We start from the raw sequence: 21,960 nt of genomic DNA, 5'->3' as shown, positions 1-21,960 counted from the left end.
TTAGCTTAGCGGGGAATTTTGCGAAAATCTATTAAGTGCTTAACAACTATTTTGGTAACTTTTCACTCTTGCATATTTTAGCTGACGTAAGCCCAATAGAAGCGGCATAATGGCGGCGATTGCAGTTAAAAAGTTTAGGAAGCCATGTCACACCCCACACAAAAACAAATCAACAAAGATAATTTGTTAAGCCAAGGCGTGGTCTTATTGACCCGTCAGGGTTATCACGGCACTGGCCTGAAAGAAATTCTCGATGCCGTGCAAATCCCCAAAGGGTCTTTTTATAATTATTTCGGCAGCAAAGAAAACTTTGCCGCCGAGGTGACCCAGCATTATATCGCCCCTTTTATCCGGCAATTAAGCGAGCATTTACAAAATCCCGATTGCGATGCGCTGACGGCGATTAAACGCTATTTTGATGAGCTAATTGCCGAGCTTGAGCAAACCGACTTTAAAGGCGGTTGCCTATTAGGCAATTTAATGGGGGAAATTGGCGACACCAGCGAAGTGGTCAGGGCTTCACTACAACAGGCGGTCAACCAATACCGCGATTTGTTGCAAGTGGGCTTAAGCCAAGCCCAGCAGGAAGGTACGGTCAGAACCGATAAGACGGCAGAGGAAATGGCGGATTTGCTGGTCAACACTTGGCAAGGCGTGTTGTTGCGCATGAAAATTGATAAATCCTCGGTACCGCTTAAGCAATGTTGCGAAAATTTATTGGATGATTATTTTAGGAATTGATGCTATTATTTAATTTCAAGACGACTGGTCATTTTATTAGTAACGAGGAGATCCACTGATGCCAAAATATATTATCGAACGCGATATTCCTGGAGCAGGTGCTTTAACTGCTGCCGATTTACAAGGTATTTCGCAAAAATCTTGCGGTGTCCTGAGCGACATGGGGCCGAAAATCCAATGGCTGGAAAGCTATGTGACCGATGATAAGGTCTATTGCGTTTACATCGCCCCCGATGCGGATACCGTGCGTGAACATGCCGAAAAAGGCGGTTTTCCGGCGAATCGCGTCTCGGAAATAAAAACCATCATCGACCCGACCACTGCTGAAGCCTAAGCACACACTATCCGAAACCGGCACTGGCTAAAACGTGCCGGTTTCGGATTGCGCCATCCATTACCTTAAGAGTTGACAATGAAAACAACAAATACTCTAAAATCCTTGTTGCTAAGCATGGCGTTACTGTCACCGTTAGCACATGCGGAAATACTGGCTATGCTCAATTATGAGAGCAAGCCCAACGTTACCCCCAGACGGGAAGGCATAGCGATTATTGATGTTGATCCCGCCTCCGCCAATTTCGCCAAAATAGTGACGGACATCCCTTTGCCGCCGGATTTGGTCGGACACCATATTTTTTACAATAAAGATGCCAGCAAAGCCTATTTGACGGCATTAGGCAGTAATCCCCTGCAAGTCATGGATATGAAAAAATATCCGTACCGCCTAAAAACGGTTGCCGTACCCGATTGCCAAGTCGCTGAAGATGTCGCCTTTTCCAAGGACAATAAATTCTGGTATCTCACCTGTATGGGTTCCAGTAATGTCATCGTCGGTGACGCGCAAACTGACCAAGCCATCAAAACCATCGCCGCCCCTGAAACTGGCGCGGCAAGTGCTTTTATCAGCTATCCGCACGGCATCGGCTTACAGGATGATATTGACCGTATCGTCGTCACCAGCACGGTGCGACCTTCCGATTTAGGTAACGCCGGCGAAACCGTCACCGTGATTGAAGCCAGCAGCGGCAAAGTGTTGTCTACCCATAAGCTGTCGGACAAACCCTCGCCTTCGGGCGTGTCGCCTGTCGAAGCGGTCTTTTTGCCGGGTGCTGATCCGGCGACTGTCTATGTCAACAATATGTTTGGCGGGACAATTTGGGCGGGTACTTGGGATAAGGACAGCAAAGACTTGAAATTCCGTGAAGTCTACGATTTCAGCCCAATTAAACAAGGTGTGCCGTTAGAGATTTACTTTAACCACAAACATGACCGCATGTTTGTCACCACGGCGAATCCAGGGGCGCTGAACGTTTTCGACATCAGCAAACCGACGCAACCGAAACTGTTAAAATCCATCCCTACAGCGGGTGGGGCGCACCACGTCGTGTTTTCGCCCGACGAGCATTATGCTTTTGTACAAAACAGTTTTTTAAATCTGCCCAATATGGATGACGGCTCCATCAGCGTTATCGACTTGGTGAAAATGGAAAAGAAAACCAGTATTGATACTTTAAAAAACCAAGGCTTTAACCCGAACTGCATCGTCATGTTACCCGAATGGCATCATGATGATGCCCATTAACAAAGCGCTTAAGCTGTAAACAAAAAGCCGCTTGATGCGGCTTTTTTTATGCCCGCTGAATGGCCGGGCGTTTGACTAAGCCCCTGCAATACGGTTTATTGTCTGTCATCACGTCTGGTTTTTGCCAGCTACTTTCTGAATAATTAATCCATGACCATCCGTAGCCGCCAACTCATTGCCCTGACCTTGCCCACTGCCTTATCGGCAATGCTCAATAACGCCTATCGGGTCATCGACCAGCAGGCCGTACAATGGCTGGGGGTCGATGCCCAAGCCGCGATTGCTTCCTGTACGTTTATCCTGATTGGCTATTACGCCATTTACTCGATTATCTCCGCAGGCACCTTGTCGTTGGTCGCCCGCGCGGTGGGGGCAGAACAGGCGCATGAGCAACAACGCCTGATCGGTAACGCCTTGACGGGAGCGGTGCTGATCGGCGCAGTGGTCTTGGGCTTAAGCGGCCTGTTCGCACCTGCCATCACGCATTTGCTGGGTTTGTCGGACGCGGTCGCCGACCAAGCCACCATTTTCTTGCGCTGGCAAGCGGCGTATTGTTTGCCGCAAGCGATAATGCCGACCTTAGATGCTATTTTTATCGCCTACGGACGCACCCGCATTGTCTTAGGGTTACAAATTATCGCCACCGTGCTGAATATTGTCCTAAACCCCGTCTGTATCTACCGTTTAGGCTACGGCATTGGCGGCTCCGCTATGGCGACCGGACTGAGCCAAGCGTTTGCCGCTTTAATCGGCTTGCTGTTATTGCGCAGGAGTTGCCCGTTCCGGTTCCGGCACTTAGGCTTTGATGGCGCGGTATTAAAAATCGCCAAAATCGGCTTGCCGATGTGTTGGGGGATTTTAATGTTCTCGCTGGTGTACGGGGCGATGCTGCATTGGGTGATTTCTCCTTTGGGTGCACCGGTTAATGCCGCCTTGGGCATCGGTTTTTCGGCCTTAGAAGGCTTCACTTGGCCGATTTTCTGGGGCTTTTCAATGGGCATCGCCAGTCTGGTCGGGCGTAATCTGGGGGCAGGGGATGTGACCGAAGCCAAACAGGCCATCCGGTTGGGGTTTAAATTATTGACCTTAACGGGTTTGCTGGTGACGGGGATATTTTTCTTCGGGGCGCAGTGGTTATGCGGCTGGTTTACCAAAGATGCGCAAGTCTTGGCCGAAGCGGTGCGGTATGCGCAAATCCTAGCCTTCGCACAATTGTTTGTCGCTTATGAATCTTTAGCCGAAGGCGTGTTGAGCGGGGCAGGCAAAACCACGACCATCTTTTACTGGTCAGCGCCGTTAAATATTTTGCGCATCCCGTTCAGTTGGTTTTTCGCTATTTATTTGGGTTACGGGTCGGCGGCGGTCTGGTGGGTGATTGGCGCATCCACGTTCCTTAAGGCCTTGGGTAAGGGCTGGTCGGTGCGCTCTGGGGGCTGGCAACGTTAGGGTTTATACGTCAATAACGGCTTGTTGGGTACTGATGTGTAAAGTGGCTTGCTTAGCCTTTTGTAGCCGGATGTTTAATTGCTGAGTTTTAGGGGCAGCTTTAGGGACTCTGGATGCAACAATATGGCAAGCTTTTTTACAATTTTTGTGTATAGGCTGGAACAGCTCAAGCGTAGCGACTAATTGTGCATAGGCTTTTTCTATATCGCAGCCTTTCAGTTCCAGATAAATGACCTGAGCAGAGGGGTCGTCAATCTCGAACAGATAATCGCAACGTTTGCCAGCAATGTTTTCTAAACAGCCATCCACTTTAACTCTACGGATTAACCGTGCGGTAGGATTTTTAATCGTCAGTTTCCGGCCATTTTCTTCGGCGGTAATGATTTTATGGCTTGATTGGCTTGCACAAGTGCCATAATCCATTATCCGGCCCCGTATAAAATCTCTGTCGCCACACCGAAGGCCTTATCAAACTCATCTGAGACGGCATCCAATAGGTTCGCCCCGATTAGCCGATTTTCACTATCAATAATCGATTCCAGCTTGCCTTTATTGAGCGTGTAGGCGGACACATCTTCCAAACGGATCAGCTCGTCAGTAGGCAAGACGTGGGCGAGTTTTTTTAGCTGTTCGGCATCGCCATTTGCCGTGGCTTTGTCATAAGCATCTTGACCTACGACCAAGTTATTGATCGCCGTTAAAATATAAGGGCTATGTGTGGTAATGAAGAAGCTATGGCCGAAGGTGTTGTAAATCGTTGCTATTAGGCTGATGATTTGCTTTTGTGATACAGGGAATAAATGCGCTTCGGGTTCTTCTATAAAAAATGTTGATGAGCTGCCCCGTTCATTCGCACCCAACATAGCAGACCATATTTTCAGAATTAGCATCATAGGCAATGACTCTTGTTGACCAGATGAGGCGTTTGCCAGATTAGTTTTTTTACCGTTATTTAAAATCCAATCTTGTTCATCTGCATAAACATATTCACCAGCTATTATATTACTGATAAGTAATGCTATTTTTATTTCTCTATCACTGTCTTGGAATAAACCACGCTGATGGGCGATATGATATTGTTTGGAACTTTCATAACGGAAACCAAATTCCTTAATAAAAGGGTCTATATCGATATTATTGGCAAGAAAAGAAAAAATATTTTTTTGGAGATTAGCGAAAAAAGATCGGCCTGCCGGGATAAATACTGATATTGCCAGTAACTTATTGAATTTATGATTATTTATTTTTTTAAAATCAAGTGTGTCCCATGTTTTTATTGTCCCTTGCAAATTGCCAAATTCATCAGCCCATAAAGTCGGTTTTCCGGCGTTTTTCAATTGCCTATGAAGGTCTGTCAGCTCCTTGCAATAATTTAGCTTTAAGGAGAATTTATTTCCTACTTTATTTCTTATGATAGATACATCATAGCCGCCACTTCTATAAACAACAGCAAACTCTTGGTTTGCCCATGAATAACGCGGGAAAATCTGTTCAAACTGTTCTAGGCATTTTTTCTCAATGTCTTTTTTGGTTTGAAATTTTCCGATAGATTCTAAAAAGATAGCCGAAAAATAGTGTTTGAAAAAATACACCAATTTAGCAATAACGCTTTTACCCTGCGCTTGCGCACCGATTAAGATGTTGATTTTCTTTATCTCAAAACACGCGTGGCCGATGGTCAAAAAACCATTTATTTCTATGCTTTCCATGGGGTTTCTCTAAAAAGGCTATTTGTTTGGACTATTGTGGTAGCAGTGTAATCTATTTTATTAAGCGGTAAAAACGTTACTGAATCGTATTTGTTTTAGCATCATCCTATATTTTCACCCCATCTCCCCAGAAGACCATGCTTGCGTGTAGAATAGGCGGATGCCCAGCCCATGAAATTGCCAATACCGTAAACTGTGTATGACTCCACGAGGATTGCGGCAAACCCGATTCACCCTTTAGAGCGATTATGATGACCATAGCCCCTATTATATGCCGTTGCTTGTTATTTGCCCTAGTGCTGGTAGGCTGTACCCAAGACCAGCAGAACCAGTTATCCAGAAAGGTGGTGGAGTTGCTGGACGGCAATTATCGCGTCACTTATGCCAATGGCCCTACGGAAAAAAGTTGGGTCATTAAAAACGGTAAGGTCACGACCAGCGAGAAGGGCTATTATTATTTTTGGGATGAGCATAAGCATTATGTGCAAGTGCCTATCGAAAACACCTTTATTGAAGAAATTGCTAACTGACATCTGAGACTTAACGAATGGATATGACCAAACTCTTGGCCGGACTGTGTCTGGCCGCCGTCACGTTTTCCGCTGCCGCCGAGCCTTTTAAGGTCTGCGCCGACCCGCTCAACCCGCCGTATTCCAGCAAGCAGCAAGACGGGTTTGAAAACAAAATCGCCGAGCTGTTCGCCAAGGAGTTGGGCCAGCCTTTAGAGTACACTTGGTTTCCGCAACGTATCGGTTTTATCCGCAATACCTTGACCGCGCCTGTTAACGATAAGGAAGTCGACAGTAAGGTGTTTAAATGCGATGTGGTGATGAATGTGCCGGACGGTTCGGACATGACCCTCACCACCCAGCCTTATTACCGTTCGACTTATGTGCTGTTAATCGCTAAAGGACGGGGCTGGGATGACATTACCGATACCAAGCAATTGGTGCTGATGCCGTTGCAGCGACAAGAAAAGTTGCAGATTGCCATGTTTGACCGCAGCCCCGGCACGACTTGGATGCAAAAGAACGGCTTGCTCGACCAAGGTATCCCGTATCAGTCGATGTCGGGCGATGAGGACAATAATATCGCCATGCAGTTGGATAAGGATTTAAAAGCCAAGAAAATTGATATGGTGATTGTCTGGGGGCCGTTGGCGGGCTATATCATTTCGCAAAGCCCTAAAAACAGTTACAACATTATCCCGATGGTTTCGTCGCAAGGCATCCAATTTGAGTTTTCTATGGCGATGGGGGTGCGTAACGGCGATAAAGACCGTAAGGCTATGCTAGATAAGCTTATCCAGGCGAAAGCGGCGGATATCCGTAAGATTATCGAGTCTTATAATATCCCTTTGTTAGATTTGCCGAAAGCTCCCCAAAAAAAGGCTGATGATGATTAAGGCCATGCAGGAACAACCCAACGGTAAACCATTTGCCCGCTGATAACCGCTATTCCGATGCCGACATTGCCGCCGTCTATCGGGTGATTTATGAGCGGCGTGATATGCGGCATTTTTTGCCCGACCCGATTGCTCCCGAACAGTTCAAGCGTTTGCTGGCGGCCGCCCACCATGCGCCCAGTGTGGGCTTTATGCAGCCGTGGCGGTTTGTCCGTGTCCGTTGCCCGGCGCTGAGGGCGCAATTGCACCAATTGGTTGAGCAGGAACGCCTGTTGACGGCCAAAGCTTTGCAGGAGCGTGAAGACAGCTTTATGAAGCTGAAAGTGGAGGGCATTTTGGAGTGTGCGGAGGTGTTGGTCGCGGCCTTATGCGGACAGCGCGAACAGCATGTTTTTGGGCGGCGGACTTTGCCGGAAATGGATTTGGCTTCGGTGTCCTGCGCTATCCAAAATATTTGGCTGGCAGCGCGTGCCGAAGGTCTGGGCATGGGTTGGGTGTCGCTGTTTGCGCCTGAAGCACTGAAGGGGCTGCTGGACATGCCTGAGGACAGCCATCCGGTCGCGGTGTTATGTCTGGGCCATGTCGCCACGTTTTATGAGCAGCCGCTGTTGCAGCAAGCAGGCTGGGCCGAGCGTCAGAATCTTGACGAACTGATCTTTGAGAACTATTGGAATACCCCCCCCGTGCCGTTAAACTTTACTATCGTGCCGCCGTCTTCGGCTTTGGCATCCGCCTTACAGCAAAAAATCGATCAAAAAACCAAGCCTCTAGGAGCCTTAGGGCAATTGGAGGCGTTGGCCTTACGCATCGGCCTGATCCAAAACACCTTAACGCCGACGCTAAATAAGCCGCAGATTATCGTTTTTGCGGGCGACCACGGGTTGGCGGCGGCTGGGGTGAGCGCGTATCCGGCCAGCGTTACCGCGCAAATGGTCGCCAATTTCCTTAACGGCGGGGCGGCGATTAATGTCTTTGCCAAGCAACACGGTTTGGGGCTGTGGATTGTCGATGCGGGGGTGGATGCCGATTTGTCGGCATATCCGGGCTTAATTGCCGCCAAAATCGCTAGGGGTACACGCAACTGCCTTACCGAAGCGGCGATGAGTACGGCAGAGTGTTACGCGGCACTGCAAAAAGGCGCGGAATTGGTCAAAGCCAGCTATGCCCAGGGCTGTAATTGCCTGGGGCTGGGTGAGATGGGCATCGGCAATACGGCTTCGGCCAGTTTGCTGATGCACCGCTTGACGGGCTTGCCTTTGGCGGATTGTGTCGGGCGCGGCACGGGTCTGGATGACGGGCAATTACGCCATAAAATGTCGGTGTTGGAGCAGGTGCTGGCGCGGCATCAGAGCGTGTCGGCAGACTCGCCTTTAGAGGTTCTGGCGGCGTTCGGCGGCTTTGAAATCGCCATGATGGTTGGGGCGTACTTGCAAGCCGCCGAATTGGGCATGGTGATTATGGTGGACGGCTTTATCGCCAGTGCGGCGTTGTTGGTGGCGGCACAGTGTTATCCGGCGGTATTGGCGTACTGCGTGTTCAGCCATGTCTCCAACGAGCGAGGCCATCAGGCTTTGTTAACGCATTTTAATGCCACCGCGCTGTTAAATTTGGATATGCGTTTGGGCGAAGGCTCCGGGGTCGCTATCGCTTACCCTATACTGCAATCCGCCGTGCTATTTTTAAATACGATGGCGACCTTTGCTGAGGCGGGGGTTAATCAGTAAGGCCATTGCACTTTGCTGGAGAGGCCACACCGCCCGGCGTACAATGGTCTTCAGCCACTGTACGCTTACCTAACCGTGTGTACCAATTTTAGCCTGTCGTTTGCTTAACGCTGGACTCTATATGCCAAACCAAATCCCTTAGGCAAAACCTTTGCCCCACGTCCCCGCATAAAACTGTTGTCCGACCTCGGCGCGTGAGCGCTCCGCCACTTCGGCGGCTTGGAACATGTCATCCAAGCTTGCCGCCTCAGCTTGATAGCCTACTGCCATCATGGCCATTGGCGTACAGTCCTCTGGCAAAGCGAAAGTATGACGCGCTTTATCGGCATCAAACCCGCCCATCTGATGTGCCACCAAGCCTAAGGCGGTAGCCTGCAAGCTTAAGGTAGCGCTGGCCGCGCCAGTATCGTACATGGCCCAGCGGTTGGCTTGGCCGTTATGGTTAAAATTTGCCATGGCCACTGACAGTATCAGCACAGGGGCATTTTTCGCCCAAAGGCGGTTTTTTTCGACGAGAGTCGCCAACGCCGCTTCCCAGCCAGTCGGGTCGGTACTTTTGTCGCAAACGACAAACCGCCATGGCTGATCGTTGAAGCATGAAGCGGCCCAGCGGGCGGCTTCTAGCAAAGCCAGTAAATCAGCATGGCTAACGGGTTTGCTAGGATCCATCGCCCGCGGACTCCAACGATTTGCGATAAGGTCATGAATATCTACGGATGTTACGGCAGGTTTCAGTTGCATAGTTAAATTCCTAAAAAGAGGGTCAGCGGGATGGAAGGCCAGAAGCGCGTCTGTAAGGCGATTCTACCATTTAATGGCATGAAGACTGGAAAACAAAACGGGATATAGTCGGTATTTTTGTCAACAAGTGCCGCATTTTGTCACTTTTTTTACTGGCCAGTGTCTTTCAGGGCGAATAAAAAGCCCATTTATTGCATATAGCGTATGGGTTTTTATCAGAAATACGGTTTTTATAAAAAAAATGGTATATAAAATGCTGTAAATTATTTAAAATAGTGCCCATAACCAATGGTTATTTTTTATGTACCCTCCGTGCCCTCGTAGGAATTAAGGTGTTGTTCCGCGAGATCGCTTTATATTTGAAAGTTATCTTTAGTGACACACTTAATTGGAGTGACCAATGGCCTGTTCATTTAGCACAAATCTTCACGCGTTACGCGGCTTCCTTGCCATAGGATGCGCGGCGTTGTCTTTATCCGTTTCTACGGCAGCTTTTGCAGGGCAAGTCGAGTTTGTCAACAATGGTTCTTTTGAAACCACTACGGCGACCGGATCAACCTTACTCCAAAGCGGTACCCATGCCTTATCCGGTTGGACTGTTGGGGCCGGGTCTGGTAACGGTTATACGTTTTTGGCTTTTCCCGGTACGGCGGGTACCAGCATTAATGGCAGCAATGGCATTAGGTTATGGGATAAAGGCAATGGCGGGCTGAATACCATCCCTACGTCTAGCCCGGATGGCGGTAAATTTATCGTCAGTGACGGCGCCTATCAATTGACCACACTTTACCAAACCTTAACTGGGCTGAGTGTCGGGCATTTGTATCAGCTACGTTTTTATCAGGCGGCGGGACAGCAAACCGGTTTTACGGGTAACACGACCAACCAGTGGCAGGTGTCTTTTGGCGGTTCGTTAACGACTGTCAATAGCATTACTTTGCCTAACGGGCAAACCTATAGCGGTTCAACGCAGGTTGTCAGCGGCGGCGACACCCGTTTGTCACAAGTGATGAGCAATACCAGCAAAGGCTTTACTGGCTGGTCTTATCAATCTATGACGTTTAGGGCTACTGCGCAAAACCAACTGTTGGGCTTTTTAGCGTTGGGTGGGCCTTTAGGGCAGCCGCCTTTTTCGTTGCTTGACGGCATTTCCCTTACGGAACAATTGCCCGAACCGGGTAGTTTGGCTTTAGTCTTTTTAGGTATGGGAGCCGCTGGATTGATGCGGCAACGCCGCCTTAAACGGGCTTAAATAGCCATTATTGCAGAAAAAAATGGAAGCGGCGGCTGTTTAAAAACAGCCGCCGCTTTTTTTGTTTATAGCCTTCCCGTTTCATTATGGACTTTCTTCAAAACGCGCCATCTTTTGTCATTGATGTTTTCAGGCTATCGCTTTGGCTACTGATTATTATGGTTATCTTTGCACCTTTAGAGGTGCTTTGGCCCTTACATCGGCAAGCATTTTTCCGCAAAGCTTGGTTGACCGATTTAAGTTACTTTTTTTTAAGCGGTTTGTTGCCAAAGTTTTTCTTAGTCCTGCCGATGGCTTTTATCACGCTGTGGCTGCGTGATCTGATGCCCGTAGAATTGCACCGCTATGTCTCTGAATTACCGCTATGGGCGCGTTTTGCCGCCGCTATGGTCGTGGGGGAATTCGGTACTTATTGGGGGCACCGTTGGATGCACGAAATCCCCTTCTTATGGCGTTTCCATGCCATCCACCACAGTGCCGAACAGATAGATTGGCTGGTCAATACCCGCGCCCACCCGATAGATTTGGCGTTGCCGCGCTTATGCGGTTTTGTGCCGATGTTTTTGTTGGGGTTGGCGCAACCACCGGCTGCCGATCAGGTGGATTTATTGCCTTTGCTGGTTACGTTAGTCGGTACGGTTTGGGGGTTTTTTATCCATGCCAATCTGCGTTGGCGGTTTGGCTGCTTGGAATGGTTTATCTCTACGCCAGCTTTTCATCATTGGCATCACACGAAAGACAATCTACACGTCATTAATAAAAACTATGCGGCGATGTTGCCGTGGATGGACAAGTTGTTCGGCACTTATTATTTGCCTAAGGACGCTTGGCCTAAACGCTATGGCATTGATACGCCGATGACCCCAAGTCTGTTAAAACAAATGCTCCAGCCTTTTTACAGGCAAATCAAGCCATCCGGTCAACCTAAAGGCTGAGCCAGCCATATCAAGGCTTAGCTAAAAATCATACCCATATGTCGGGTAAATACGGCACAATGATAGTGGTTATAACGCATAACACTTGTTTGTAAAATCGTCCTAAGCTATACCTGACTTCAAAAACCGCCCAGGATCTTGCGTAACGCCTTGGCCTTATTTGAAGCAAGCCCTTATAGGGCATCTAATAATAGCACTTGGAGTAGACGATCATGAAAACAGCAGTCAATAAAGTCGGCAAACTTGCCGCTCTGGCTTTAACTTTAGCCAGTTTCACTTATGGCGGCCAAGCCGCCGCCGATGTTGCCGGCCGCATTGAGTGGAATGACCCCTCACCTTGGACAACACTCGCGTCAACCTGTGCGGTGGATGAAAGCGGTTTAAAGCAGTATGCGTTTAATTATGCCGACTTTTATTATCTTGGCAGTGCGGTGAGTACCCCTAACCGTAAAGGCGGGGTTTTTCCGCTGGTAGGCCGTTGTAATGTCGATAATCCTTTAGACGCGAATGTCAACCCCAAATGGAACACCTTGATTATCGGTTATATGGATCCGGATTTGCAAAAAACCGCTGCTTCAGTCGTTGCCAGACTCATTCAGGTTAAACGCGCCACTGGCGCGACCAGCACTTTGGCAATCTTTAATAGCAACACGAATAGCACTGTAGGGCGTACTGAAGGTTATGTGACCTTTGATGCTAGCTTCGACTTCCATAACAACGCTTACTTTGTGCAATTGGAGTTGGTGCGTGCCAGCACCGAAGTCCTTAGCCCGATTGTGTACAGTGCGCGTTTGGTGGACAGCTCACCCGATACCGTGCCTAAGTAACAAGAAACTGGGGCTCGCCCTGAAAGCTTTCCAATCATGGCAATTCCCCTAAGTTCTGCATTTGCCGCAGTATCCATTGCTGGCGTTTGAGCAAATACGCCGATGGCTGGGTCGCCCTAAACTTAATCGGGTTAGGTAAGGTTGCCGCCAACAAGGCCGCTTGTTGGCGGCTTAATTGTTTGGCGGGAATGCCAAAATAATGTTGGCTGGCCGCTTCAATGCCGAAAATATGGTCGCCAAATTCGGCGATGTTCAGATACACCTCCAAAATCCGTTGCTTATCCCAGAGCATTTCCAGCAATAACGTGAACCAAACTTCCAAGCCTTTGCGGACGACATTTTTCGAGGGGGTCAGGAACAGATTCTTAGCGACTTGCTGGGAGATGGTGCTGGCCCCGCGCAGTTTGCCGCCATGATTATAAACCTCAAGCGAGGCTTCAATAGACGCAAGGTCGAAGCCGTTATGTTGAAAAAAGTTCTGGTCTTCGCTGGCAATGGCGGCTAACGGTGCGGCACTGGCGATATTGTCCAGACTCGTCCAACGGTAATCAATGGCTTGGAATATGCCCGCCGCCAACAAGTCTTCGCCGTGCCGATAGAGCATCATCCCTGATGTCGGGGGCGGCAACCAACGGAGCAGAGTGCATAAACCGATAGACGATAAGAGGAAGAATAACAGCAGATTGCGTAAGATAACGCTAATCGGCCATCGCGGCGGTATGGGGGTATCGTGATGTGTGGACAAATGCTGACTAAAGGCGGTTTAAGGCTGGTTTTTATATAATAAAGCCTTTACCTCCTGATGAATACTCTCCGCCCAGCTATTTTTGCAATCTTGGCACATTGGGGTGCTGACCGGCGTTTGCCACCCCCCTCCTAAAGCTTTATAAAGTGCCACCAAGTTGCTGGCAACCATCAGGTTACTTTCGGCTTGGCTGCTTTGGGTTTGGTAGAGCGCTTGTTGGCTGTCCAACACCTCCGTAAAAGCCGTCAGGCCTTTTTGGTAGCGTTCGGTCGCCAATTGTACCGCCAACTGGTTAGCCGCCACGGCACGCGCTAAGGCCTGGTGACGTTGCTGTTCTTTACTGTAGGCTATCAGCGCGTCTTCAACGTCTTTAAAAGCCGTTAGCACCGCCGTTTCATAGCTTAGCTTGGCTTCTTCGGATAAGGCTTGCTTGCTGCTGACATTGGCTTGCAGATTGCCCCAGTTAAAAATCGGCAGGGTCAGGGAGGCGGCGGTTGACCACGACTTGCCGATAGGCGTGACATCCTTGACGCTCATATTTTGCAAACCCAGAAACGCGGTCAGGTTCAGCTTAGGGTACAGCTCCGCCTTGGCAACGCCGATATTGGCGGTCGCCACTGCCAATAAGCGTTCGGCACGGCGAATATCGGGGCGGCGTTTTAACAGTTCCGAAGGTAAGTCGGGGATGACCGTAGCCGCTACGCTGGGCAGCGGGGCAGGGCGTTGCAGCTTGCCATTCAGGGCGGCAGGTTGCTTGCCCAATAACAGGCTGAGCGCGTGCAGCTTTTGTTGGATTTGGCTTTCATAATTGGGCAGTTGCGCTTGGGTGGTCGCCAGTTGCGCCTCAGCGCGGACGGCTGCCAAACTGTCTGCCAACCCCGATTGCTGGCGGATTTGCGTCAATGCCAAGGTATCGGCTTGGCTTGTTACGTTAGCTTGGGTGATGCCCAACAATTGTTGGTTGGCGCGTAATTCTAGATAGTTTCTGGCGACTTCGGCAATCAAGGTCACTAAAATGTCCCGGCTGTTTTCGATTTCGCTGTCTACCGTCGCATCCGCCGCTTCCGCCGCCCGCCTGACACCGCCAAAAAAATCCAGTTCCCATTGGGCATCAAAGCCGGTCTGGAAAATGTCAATCAGTTGGTTGCCGATGCCAAAACCGCCGCCCGCACTACTGCCGCCCGCCGCTGACGAGCCGCTAGAGGTATTGTTTAAGCGGCGGCTGATATTGCTTCTGGCGGTCATGCTCGGCAACGCCGAGGCATAAATGGCCACGCGCTGGGCGCGGACATCTTTAACACGCATCAAGGCTTTCCTTACGTCTAAATTGGCGGTAATGGCCTCATTAATCAGTTGATTGAGTTGCGGGTCGCGAAAAGTTTGCCACCATGCGTCCGCTTGCTTGGCTTGTGCTGCCGTTGGCGCGGCCATACCTTGCCATTGCTTGGGGGTGCTAACGGTCGGGGGCTTATAATCGGGGCCTACCGCCGTACACGCGCTCAGCGTCATACTCAGGCACACTAAGAAGGAGGGCTTCATCGCTGCTAGCCTCCCGTTTTGGGGGTGTTGGGCTCGGCAAAGGCTTGTGCTTCGATAAACACATCCATTTGCTGGCCGACATACACTGAAAACTGCTTACGGTCAAAGCTATACAAGGCTTGTAACACGCGGGTGTCGACCCGCTCGGTGCTGTCGCCGGTGAGGGATTTTTTCGGCACGACGAACGGCTCGACATAAGCCAATTGCAGGGGAAATTTAAAATCGCGGTTGCCGCGTAAATACGCCACCGCCGGACGGCTTTTATCGAAACGCCACGCGTCATTTTCGTCAATATCGACCCGGACATGGAGTTGGTCTAAATTACCCAACACCAGCAAGGCATTACCGCCGCCCGCTTGGGCAAATTCACCTGGCCGCAGATTGATTTGCAACACTTCGCCGTCAACAGGGGCGCGTATCACCAGCCTGTCTAAGGTGGTTTGGCTATCCGCCAGAGCCGCCGCCATTTGCTGTACTGCCGCTTTGGCGCTCTCTAGCTGAGCTTTGGCGATTAACAGCGTGTTCTGCCGTTTCAGCAACTCTTCGCCGCTGATCGCCCGCTTGTCGGTGACTGCTTCGGCTAAGCGGCTCAGCGCTTGGCTATCATTGACGTTAGCGAGCGCGACATTGACTTCGGCTTGGGCTTTGGCAAGATCGGCGTGTCTGACCGCTTGGGTGGCTTTTGCTTCACGGTCATCCAGATAAAACAACACCGCACCCGCTTTGACCTTATCGCCGACCTTGACGGTGACCACGTTGACGATACCCGACAGCGGTGTGCCGATAGCGATGTTTTGGCTTTTGGCTTCGATGATCCCGGCTCCGGCAATAAAGCTTTGGAACGGCGCGGAAGCGGGTTCGGCCACGGCAGCGGCCACGGGCATGGGTTGGCTACCGCTGATGACGGTATAAATGGCAAAAATAAATCCGGCACTGGCGAGTACCGGCAAGACATGTCTGATTTTCATAACGCCTCTGGATAGGGTGGGATACGTCTGGCGTACCCTTACGTTAAAGCCTAATTACGTTTAGAACCGCACCGACATGAGGGTTTAAAAATCTGCGGTACGGACGTGGGGTTATTTCAGCTCAGCGGCGGAATGCGCCACGTTGACAATATGCCCGTCGTCCATTTCGGCGATACGGTCGGCAAAATTAAAAATCCGCGCATCATGGGTCACAATCACCAAAACCCGCTGCTGATCGAGGGCTACGGCTTTTAGCAAGTTCATGACATTCTGGCCGCTTTCGTGATCCAAGGCACTGGTAGGTTCGTCGCAGACAATCAGACGCGGGCTGTGTATTAAAGCGCGGGCGATGGCGACCCGTTGCTGCTGGCCACCGGACAGTTGCGCAGGTAAGGACATTGTCCGTTCGCCCAAGCCCACTTTTTCCAACATTTGCGCCGCCCGGCGCTCGGCCTCACCACGCTTTACCCCGTTGATAATTAACGGCACCGAGACATTTTCGGCGGCATTCAGGGCGGGCAGCAAATTATAAGCTTGGAAGACAAAGCCTATATTTTCGGCGCGGAACCGTAATTTGTCCTTACTGCGTAAGGTCAACAAGTTCTCGCCAAACAATTCACAGTCACCCGATGTTTGGTCAAGAATACCGGCAATAATGGAGATGAGGGTCGTTTTTCCGCAACCTGAAGGGCCGACCAACATCATCAGTTCGCCCATGTTAATATCCAAATTCACACCGTTGAGCGCAGTTACCACTTGGCCGCCTGTGTCGTAGGTCTTAACAATATCACGGCAACGGATAGCTAACGGCGTGGCGTTCATGACGGGATTCCCAAGGTTTAGCTCTTAAAAACAATGGCGGGTTCTAAACGGATGACTTTCATGATGCTGATGAGGGCGACCATGACGCAAATCAGCCCGACCCCGCCGCCGCTAAACACCAGCAATTGCCAAGGCATCTTAAAAGCCAAAATGCTATGGCGCATCAAAAAGCCGAATAAGGCGGCGATGCCGACCCCTAAACCATAGCCAATACTGCCCACCACCACGGCTTGCAGTAAGATCATCCGCAAGAGGGTGCTGTTGCTTGCCCCCATGGCTTTTAATACCCCAAATTGGCGCAAATTTTCCAGGGTGAAGTTGTAAAACGTTTGCCCGGCGATAGCCGTGCCGACGATAAAGCCTAAAGCGATGGTGATGCCAAAGTTAATCGGAATGCCCGTATTTTTCAGAAAATAGGAATAGGTCAATTTTTTAAAATCATCTTGGGTATAGGCCTCCAAGCCTGTGATGGCCACTATGCGTTTGACCAATTCTGCTTTATCTTGGCCGGGTTTGGCTTTTACCAAAACAAACGAGAGCATTTTTCGCTCTACAGGCGCGTAGGATTTAGCCCGTGAATAAGTGGTGTAAATGACAGGCTGTGACTGGAAGGTGCGGGTCACTTTTGCCAAACCGACCACGATGGCACGGCGGTCATTTAATTCTAGGCTATCACCCACTTTCAGCGGTGTTTTCTTACCGTCTGGGGTTGCCGCCGGTTTCGCCAGCTTTTCACTCGCACCGTCAATGTCGATAATTACTGCATCACTGCGGCGCAAATCGCTCAACTTACCTTCCAACATCACCGCCGGGCCGCCGATCAGTGTGGTATCGTCCAAGCCAACGACATTACAAGTCTGAAACGCCCCGTCAGTGAGACGGGCTTTTAATAAGCCCTTATACAAGGGCATTGCCCATTCCACGCCAGTGATGCCGCGCACCCGGTACAGTTCGGTTTCCTGCATGGGCTTAATGTCGTCAATAAACTGCACTTTGGGATCCATCACCCAAATGTCGGGCAAACCGACATCAGAAATAAAGCTGTAAGAACGTGCCATCAGGCCGATGAAAATGGCTGGCTGCTGAGTCATAATCAGTGAGGCAAACGTCAGCCCCATGACAATCCCTAGATATTTGCCTTTATCTCCCATCAGCATTTTTAAGGCGATATGATTCATAACGGACACTCGGCGGCGGGCTTTAATTGCTGGAGCGCCGCTAGAGAAAACGCGGCGATATGCTGGCTGCTTGCTTGTATGGCGGCGGGGCCGGCAATTGCTTCAGGAAACAGGCGGTCAATAATCGACCGCGAATGCTTAAACATCAGACATTGCCCTAAAATGCTCATCACACACCGTTGCAAGAGCATTTTATCGGCCTGTCCACCTAACAATACTAAGATAATCTCTTCCAGCAACGCACATTGCGGAATAATCGCCTTGGCGATGATGATATCCAAGGCTTTGGTCGGCTCGGCAATTTCCCGGCTAATCAGTTTGCCCGGTATACCCAAATGGCTGTCATCCAATAATTTATTGAGAAAATGTTGGATAAATAGGTTTAGGCGTTGCTCAGGCGGCAAACCGACATCCTCGGCAGCTTGGTAAGGGTAGAGTTTGTTCAGTTCGGTAAAGGCAAAAACCAATGCTTCCGTATACAAGCCTTCCTTGCTGCGGAAATAATAATTAACTGCCGCCACATTGACATTGGCGCGGGTACAAATTTCGCGCACGGTCGCGTCACGGTAGCCCTGCTCGGCAAACACTTCCACGGCAATTTGCAATAAGCGGTTAATGGCTAATTCTGGCTTGGTTGCTGAGCGGGTCTCTAACATGTAAACGGCAGTATTAAACAGTTGTTTGAAATGATTGTATAAGAAAATGCTGTAGGTGGCAATGCAAGAGTGTGCCAATTTCCCTAATTAAAGCTTGAAAGCAAGCGAAAAGCTAAGCATAGTAAACCCTACCCACATTTACATAAGAGGTTAAAAAAATGGCTGAATATCTGATCCGTACAATGGGCTCAACGGAGCTGACAACGGTTTTGGGCTGGGCAGGGCAAGAAGGCTGGCGGCCTGGGGTGGCAGATGCCGGGTATTTTTACCCGACCGACCCGCAAGGGTTTTTTCTCGGCTTATTGGATGGCGAGCCGATAGGCAGCATTTCGGGAGTGAAATATAGCCCAGAGTACGGCTTTATCGGGCTGTATATCGTCAAGCCAGACTACCGTGGGCAGGGTTTTGGTATGCAGCTTTGGCAAACGGCCATGGCTTATTTACAAGGCGGTAATATAGGCTTGGACGGGGTAGTAGCCCAACAGGGCAATTATCAGAAATCGGGTTTTCACAGCGCCTATCGGCATGTCCGTTATCAAGGCTTAAGTACGGTGGAGGCCGCCAGCTCAGATAATGGCATCAGGGCAGCGGCCAGTGTGCCGTTTGCGGAATTATTGGCGTATGACAGTACCTTGTTTCCAGCGCCTAGGCCAGAGTTTTTAAAGGCTTGGCTAAACCAAACCCACGGCACGGCCTTGGCGGTGGTAAGGGAAGGGCGGCTGCAAGGTTTTGGGGTCATCCGTGCTTGCCATGGCGGTTATCGGCTAGGGCCGCTGCTGGCGGATACGGCCAACGTTGCCGAAGCGTTATTAACGGCCTTAGTGGCGACCTTGCCCGAAGGTAGCCCTTTTTTTATGGACATCCCCGAACCTAACCGCGAGGCTTTAGCCTTAGCGGCTGACCGTGCCATGCAGCCGGTTTTTGAAACGGCGCGGATGTACACGCAATCCCCGCCCAATGTTGCTATCGGCAAGCTCTTTGCCGTGACCAGCCTTGAGCTGGGTTAACGGTTTTGGCGCAACGCGTCGGCACGTTGGCAATAGCTGTCCGATTGCATTTCAATCAGCCTGGAGACGGTGCGCTTAAACTCAAACGCGCCGTCGCCTTCGGTGTACAGTTCAGGGGCAGGGACTTGGGCGCTGCAAATCAGCTTGATGGTATGCTCATATAACACATCGATTAAGGTCATAAAACGCTTGGCTTCGTTGCGCTTTTCGGCGGACAGTTGAGGGATGCCGACCATCATGACGATGTTAAAGCGTCCGGCCATCGCCAGATAATCGGCGGCGCTGAGGGCTTGGGCGCACAGTTCGTCAAATGAGGTGAACAGAATATCCTGATAGGTGGCTTTTAGTTGGATTTCACGGCCTAAGACGGTGACAAAATCCGGCTGTAACAAGGCCCCTTCCGATAATTCCCGATAGGTTTGCCAAACAAATTGGCGCATCTGCTCAGTCCGTTCGCCCGGCACTTCGCTAAGCGGGCAATAATAAGTGACCTGTTGCGCACTGCCATGGCCTAAACGGTAGTCTTGCTCGGCAGACAGCTCTATAATATGCGCGGCTTTTTCTAAAATGCTAATGAAAAATAAAAATTGCTCGCGCTGTAGGCCGCCTTGATAAAGGTCATTAGGGTGACGGTTGGAAGTGATCACCACCACCAGCCCCAGTTCAAACAGCTTACCGAACAAACGCCCTAAAATCATGGCATCGGCAATATCGGTGACATGGAACTCGTCAAAACACAATAGCCGCACCGAGCTGCGGATATTTTGCGCCAAGGCGGAAATCGCGTCAGTTTGGTTTTGTTGCCGCCATTTATAGATAAATGTGTGAACTTCCTGCATGAAGGTATTAAAATGTACCCGACGTTTTTGGGTAATGGGGCAGGCTTCGTAAAACAATGCCATTAGCATGGATTTGCCGCGCCCGACATCACCATAAATGTATACGCTCCGGCAAGGCCGCTGCTTGCCGCCCTCCTGCGCCGCCAATTCCTCCAACAAGATTTGCAAAACTTGCAACGTTTGGAGTTGGGCGGGGTCTTGCCGGAGTTGTTTTTGCACAACTTGCTGTGCATATCTGCCCGCTAATAAGCCTGCTAACTCAGGCGCAGGATCGGGAGGCAGGGTAGGGCGGGGCTGAAAAAAATGTTTTAGCATAATTCCGTAAAAAATAGTAAAGTCAGCTCTTTATGGGTTGAAGCTTTTCTTTAATGAAATGGTCAATCAAGAGTTAACATCAAAAATAGCACTAAGAGCGGCAGTAAGAGTAGCATTAATCGCTACGCCAAACTATCGGTACCTATTGCTGGCTGTAAATAGTCACTATCCAAATCATATTAATGCCTTTATGCGCTGTAATGCTTGGCGTTAACATGCTTCCTTCTTAACAAATTGTGATAATATTCACGGTTTTTGCTCCTTTCATTCGGAGTTAATGAGTTTATGATCAAACAGCGTACGTTAAAAAATACTATTCGGGCCACGGGTGTCGGCTTGCACAGCGGCGAAAAAGTCTATCTGACCTTACGTCCTGCCGAAGCGAATACGGGCATCAGATTCCGCCGTGTCGACCTTGCGGACCCCGTCACTATCCAAGCATCGCCCAATAATGTTGGTGAAACAGTGCTGTCGACCACGTTGGTTGCGGGGCGGGTGAAAATCTCCACAGTTGAGCATTTATTGTCCGCATTTGCGGGTTTGGGTATTGATAATGCCATGATTGATGTCAGTGCCGCCGAAGTGCCGATTATGGACGGCAGTGCCGGGCCTTTTGTGTTTTTATTGCAATCTGCCGGGGTTGAAGAGCAGGAGTGCCCTAAACAATATATCCGCATCAAACGTCGGGTGCTGGTTGAAGACGGCGATAAATGGGCCGCTTTTGATCCCTTCGACGGCTTTAAAGTCACGTTTACCATTGATTTTGAACATCCTGCTTTTGAAGAACATGTCAAAACGGCGACAATGGACTTCTCGTCCACCACCTTCGTCAAGGAAGTCAGCCGTGCCAGAACCTTTGGCTTTATGAAAGACATTGATATGTTACGGCAAAACAATCTGGCATTGGGCGGCAGTTTAGATAACGCCATTGTTGTCGATGACTATAAAATCCTCAATGAAGAAGGCCTGCGTTGTGCTGACGAATTCGTCAAACATAAGATTCTTGATGCCATCGGCGACCTGTACTTACTGGGTTATAGCCTGATTGGCGGCTTTACCGGCCATAAGTCCGGCCATGGTTTGAATAACAAATTATTGCGTAAATTGCTTGAAGAGAAAGACGCTTGGGAAATGGTCACGTTCGATAACGAAAATGATGCGCCGATTTCTTTTATGCGTTCCGCGCAATCGCAACGCCCTGAGTCATAAAAGCCTTACATTAGTGTAAGTGCTAATCTCCCCCCTCTCTTCACTAATAATAAGTCACGGAACGGGTTAATATCCCGTTCACGCTGGCTAACCCCCCTATTCTACAAGCCACAAGACCATAACCTTTATGGTTTTTAACCACGCCAAAAATAGGCTTCTCGGAGCGATCGCCAGATTATATCTGGCACAGCTACGCGAGCCGCGTCTTTTGCTTGTGTCCCCAAAAAAGTTAGCGAGGTTATTCTTGCGCTAGCTGTTAATACCCGCCACTTTGCATTTTTACTGTTTATCCTTGGCTTTGCTAAGCGAAGGAGTCAGTG

Annotated in this window: 22 protein-coding genes and 1 pseudogene; 13 read left to right on the top strand and 10 right to left on the bottom strand. The window is 49.9% G+C overall.

The window, feature by feature from the left end; genetic code table 11:
* The first annotated feature begins 144 nt into the window (after positions 1–144).
* From AADEFJLK_RS01730 to AADEFJLK_RS01715, 4 genes are all read left to right on the top strand, one after another.
* Positions 145–741 (top strand): TetR/AcrR family transcriptional regulator, encoded by a 597-nt coding sequence (locus tag AADEFJLK_RS01730; protein WP_103973092.1) that lies wholly within the window; start codon positions 145–147, stop codon positions 739–741.
* A 58-nt stretch (positions 742–799) separates the two neighbouring features.
* Positions 800–1,075 carry a DUF4242 domain-containing protein gene (locus AADEFJLK_RS01725; RefSeq protein ID WP_088618752.1) on the top strand — a complete coding sequence of 92 codons (276 nt, stop codon included), beginning with the start codon at positions 800–802 and terminating at the stop codon, positions 1,073–1,075.
* A gap of 78 nt (positions 1,076–1,153) precedes the next feature.
* Positions 1,154–2,323 carry a YncE family protein gene (locus AADEFJLK_RS01720; protein WP_088618751.1) on the top strand — a complete coding sequence of 390 codons (1,170 nt, stop codon included), beginning with the start codon at positions 1,154–1,156 and terminating at the stop codon, positions 2,321–2,323.
* 150 nt (positions 2,324–2,473) lie between these two features.
* Complete coding sequence (locus tag AADEFJLK_RS01715) at positions 2,474–3,769, top strand: MATE family efflux transporter (RefSeq protein ID WP_103973091.1); 1,296 nt, start codon at positions 2,474–2,476, stop codon at positions 3,767–3,769.
* Positions 3,770–3,772: 3 nt separating this feature from the next.
* Here the strand turns inward: AADEFJLK_RS01715 and AADEFJLK_RS01710 are convergent, their stop codons facing one another.
* Together AADEFJLK_RS01710 and AADEFJLK_RS01705 are read right to left on the bottom strand one after the other, a co-directional pair.
* Positions 3,773–4,192 (bottom strand): hypothetical protein, encoded by a 420-nt coding sequence (locus tag AADEFJLK_RS01710; RefSeq protein WP_103973090.1) that lies wholly within the window; start codon positions 4,190–4,192, stop codon positions 3,773–3,775.
* On the bottom strand, positions 4,192–5,478 hold the full coding sequence (locus AADEFJLK_RS01705; protein WP_103973089.1) for an AAA family ATPase: 1,287 nt from the start codon (positions 5,476–5,478) through the stop codon (positions 4,192–4,194). The genes AADEFJLK_RS01710 and AADEFJLK_RS01705 overlap by 1 nt, the downstream gene beginning before the upstream one ends.
* A gap of 248 nt (positions 5,479–5,726) precedes the next feature.
* On the opposite strand from AADEFJLK_RS01705, the gene AADEFJLK_RS01700 reads away from it, so the two are divergent.
* The 4 genes and pseudogenes from AADEFJLK_RS01700 to cobT all read left to right on the top strand — a co-directional run bounded on the left by AADEFJLK_RS01700 (position 5,727) and on the right by cobT (position 8,607).
* Complete coding sequence (locus tag AADEFJLK_RS01700; protein ID WP_232463780.1) at positions 5,727–6,008, top strand: hypothetical protein; 282 nt, start codon at positions 5,727–5,729, stop codon at positions 6,006–6,008.
* A gap of 17 nt (positions 6,009–6,025) precedes the next feature.
* Positions 6,026–6,883, top strand: coding sequence for a quinoprotein dehydrogenase-associated putative ABC transporter substrate-binding protein (locus tag AADEFJLK_RS01695; RefSeq protein WP_088618748.1), 858 nt, complete (start codon positions 6,026–6,028; stop codon positions 6,881–6,883).
* A 32-nt stretch (positions 6,884–6,915) separates the two neighbouring features.
* A pseudogene (bluB, locus tag AADEFJLK_RS24970) lies at positions 6,916–7,563 on the top strand (5,6-dimethylbenzimidazole synthase); the annotation flags it as partial.
* A 3-nt stretch (positions 7,564–7,566) separates the two neighbouring features.
* Positions 7,567–8,607, top strand: a complete 1,041-nt coding sequence (cobT, locus tag AADEFJLK_RS24965; RefSeq protein ID WP_211299153.1) for a nicotinate-nucleotide--dimethylbenzimidazole phosphoribosyltransferase — start codon at positions 7,567–7,569, stop codon at positions 8,605–8,607.
* Between the two features lie 138 nt (positions 8,608–8,745).
* On the opposite strand, the gene AADEFJLK_RS01685 is transcribed toward cobT, so the two are convergent.
* Positions 8,746–9,348 (bottom strand): nitroreductase family protein, encoded by a 603-nt coding sequence (locus AADEFJLK_RS01685; protein WP_088618745.1) that lies wholly within the window; start codon positions 9,346–9,348, stop codon positions 8,746–8,748.
* Between the two features lie 400 nt (positions 9,349–9,748).
* Here AADEFJLK_RS01685 and AADEFJLK_RS01680 point away from each other — a divergent pair, with 400 nt between their 5' ends.
* The 3 genes from AADEFJLK_RS01680 to AADEFJLK_RS01670 all read left to right on the top strand — a co-directional run bounded on the left by AADEFJLK_RS01680 (position 9,749) and on the right by AADEFJLK_RS01670 (position 12,362).
* Complete coding sequence (locus AADEFJLK_RS01680) at positions 9,749–10,600, top strand: PEP-CTERM sorting domain-containing protein (RefSeq protein ID WP_088618744.1); 852 nt, start codon at positions 9,749–9,751, stop codon at positions 10,598–10,600.
* Positions 10,601–10,686: 86 nt separating this feature from the next.
* Positions 10,687–11,535: a sterol desaturase family protein gene (locus AADEFJLK_RS01675; protein WP_249027953.1), complete on the top strand. Its 849-nt coding sequence runs from the start codon at positions 10,687–10,689 to the stop codon at positions 11,533–11,535.
* A gap of 212 nt (positions 11,536–11,747) precedes the next feature.
* Complete coding sequence (locus AADEFJLK_RS01670; RefSeq protein WP_103973087.1) at positions 11,748–12,362, top strand: hypothetical protein; 615 nt, start codon at positions 11,748–11,750, stop codon at positions 12,360–12,362.
* Positions 12,363–12,396: 34 nt separating this feature from the next.
* On the opposite strand, the gene mtgA is transcribed toward AADEFJLK_RS01670, so the two are convergent.
* From mtgA to AADEFJLK_RS01640, 6 genes are all read right to left on the bottom strand, one after another.
* Positions 12,397–13,107 (bottom strand): monofunctional biosynthetic peptidoglycan transglycosylase, encoded by a 711-nt coding sequence (gene mtgA, locus AADEFJLK_RS01665; protein WP_170065009.1) that lies wholly within the window; start codon positions 13,105–13,107, stop codon positions 12,397–12,399.
* Between the two features lie 18 nt (positions 13,108–13,125).
* Entirely contained in the window at positions 13,126–14,646 is a 1,521-nt protein-coding gene (locus tag AADEFJLK_RS01660; RefSeq protein ID WP_103973086.1) for an efflux transporter outer membrane subunit, read from the bottom strand.
* A 5-nt stretch (positions 14,647–14,651) separates the two neighbouring features.
* Positions 14,652–15,614, bottom strand: a complete 963-nt coding sequence (locus AADEFJLK_RS01655) for an efflux RND transporter periplasmic adaptor subunit (protein WP_088618741.1) — start codon at positions 15,612–15,614, stop codon at positions 14,652–14,654.
* A gap of 111 nt (positions 15,615–15,725) precedes the next feature.
* Complete coding sequence (locus AADEFJLK_RS01650) at positions 15,726–16,436, bottom strand: ABC transporter ATP-binding protein (RefSeq protein ID WP_103973085.1); 711 nt, start codon at positions 16,434–16,436, stop codon at positions 15,726–15,728.
* 17 nt (positions 16,437–16,453) lie between these two features.
* Positions 16,454–17,614, bottom strand: a complete 1,161-nt coding sequence (locus tag AADEFJLK_RS01645) for an ABC transporter permease (protein ID WP_103973084.1) — start codon at positions 17,612–17,614, stop codon at positions 16,454–16,456.
* The gene (locus AADEFJLK_RS01640) at positions 17,611–18,270 is read right to left on the bottom strand and encodes a TetR/AcrR family transcriptional regulator (protein ID WP_103973589.1); all 660 of its coding nucleotides are present in this window, start codon (positions 18,268–18,270) and stop codon (positions 17,611–17,613) included. The genes AADEFJLK_RS01645 and AADEFJLK_RS01640 overlap by 4 nt, the downstream gene beginning before the upstream one ends.
* Before the next feature lie 158 nt (positions 18,271–18,428).
* On the opposite strand from AADEFJLK_RS01640, the gene AADEFJLK_RS01635 reads away from it, so the two are divergent.
* Complete coding sequence (locus AADEFJLK_RS01635; RefSeq protein ID WP_103973083.1) at positions 18,429–19,277, top strand: GNAT family N-acetyltransferase; 849 nt, start codon at positions 18,429–18,431, stop codon at positions 19,275–19,277.
* On the opposite strand, the gene zapE is transcribed toward AADEFJLK_RS01635, so the two are convergent.
* Entirely contained in the window at positions 19,274–20,431 is a 1,158-nt protein-coding gene (zapE, locus tag AADEFJLK_RS01630; RefSeq protein WP_088618736.1) for a cell division protein ZapE, read from the bottom strand. The two genes, AADEFJLK_RS01635 and zapE, sit on opposite strands and share 4 nt — an antisense overlap.
* A 285-nt stretch (positions 20,432–20,716) precedes the next feature.
* Here zapE and lpxC point away from each other — a divergent pair, with 285 nt between their 5' ends.
* On the top strand, positions 20,717–21,640 hold the full coding sequence (lpxC, locus tag AADEFJLK_RS01625) for a UDP-3-O-acyl-N-acetylglucosamine deacetylase (protein ID WP_088618735.1): 924 nt from the start codon (positions 20,717–20,719) through the stop codon (positions 21,638–21,640).
* Positions 21,641–21,960 lie beyond the last annotated feature (320 nt).

Origin of the sequence: Methylovulum psychrotolerans, from assembly GCF_002923755.1 — a bacterium.
In the GTDB taxonomy this organism is placed as follows: domain Bacteria; phylum Pseudomonadota; class Gammaproteobacteria; order Methylococcales; family Methylomonadaceae; genus Methylovulum; species Methylovulum psychrotolerans.
This window is presented reverse-complemented; position numbering and strand designations above follow the sequence as displayed.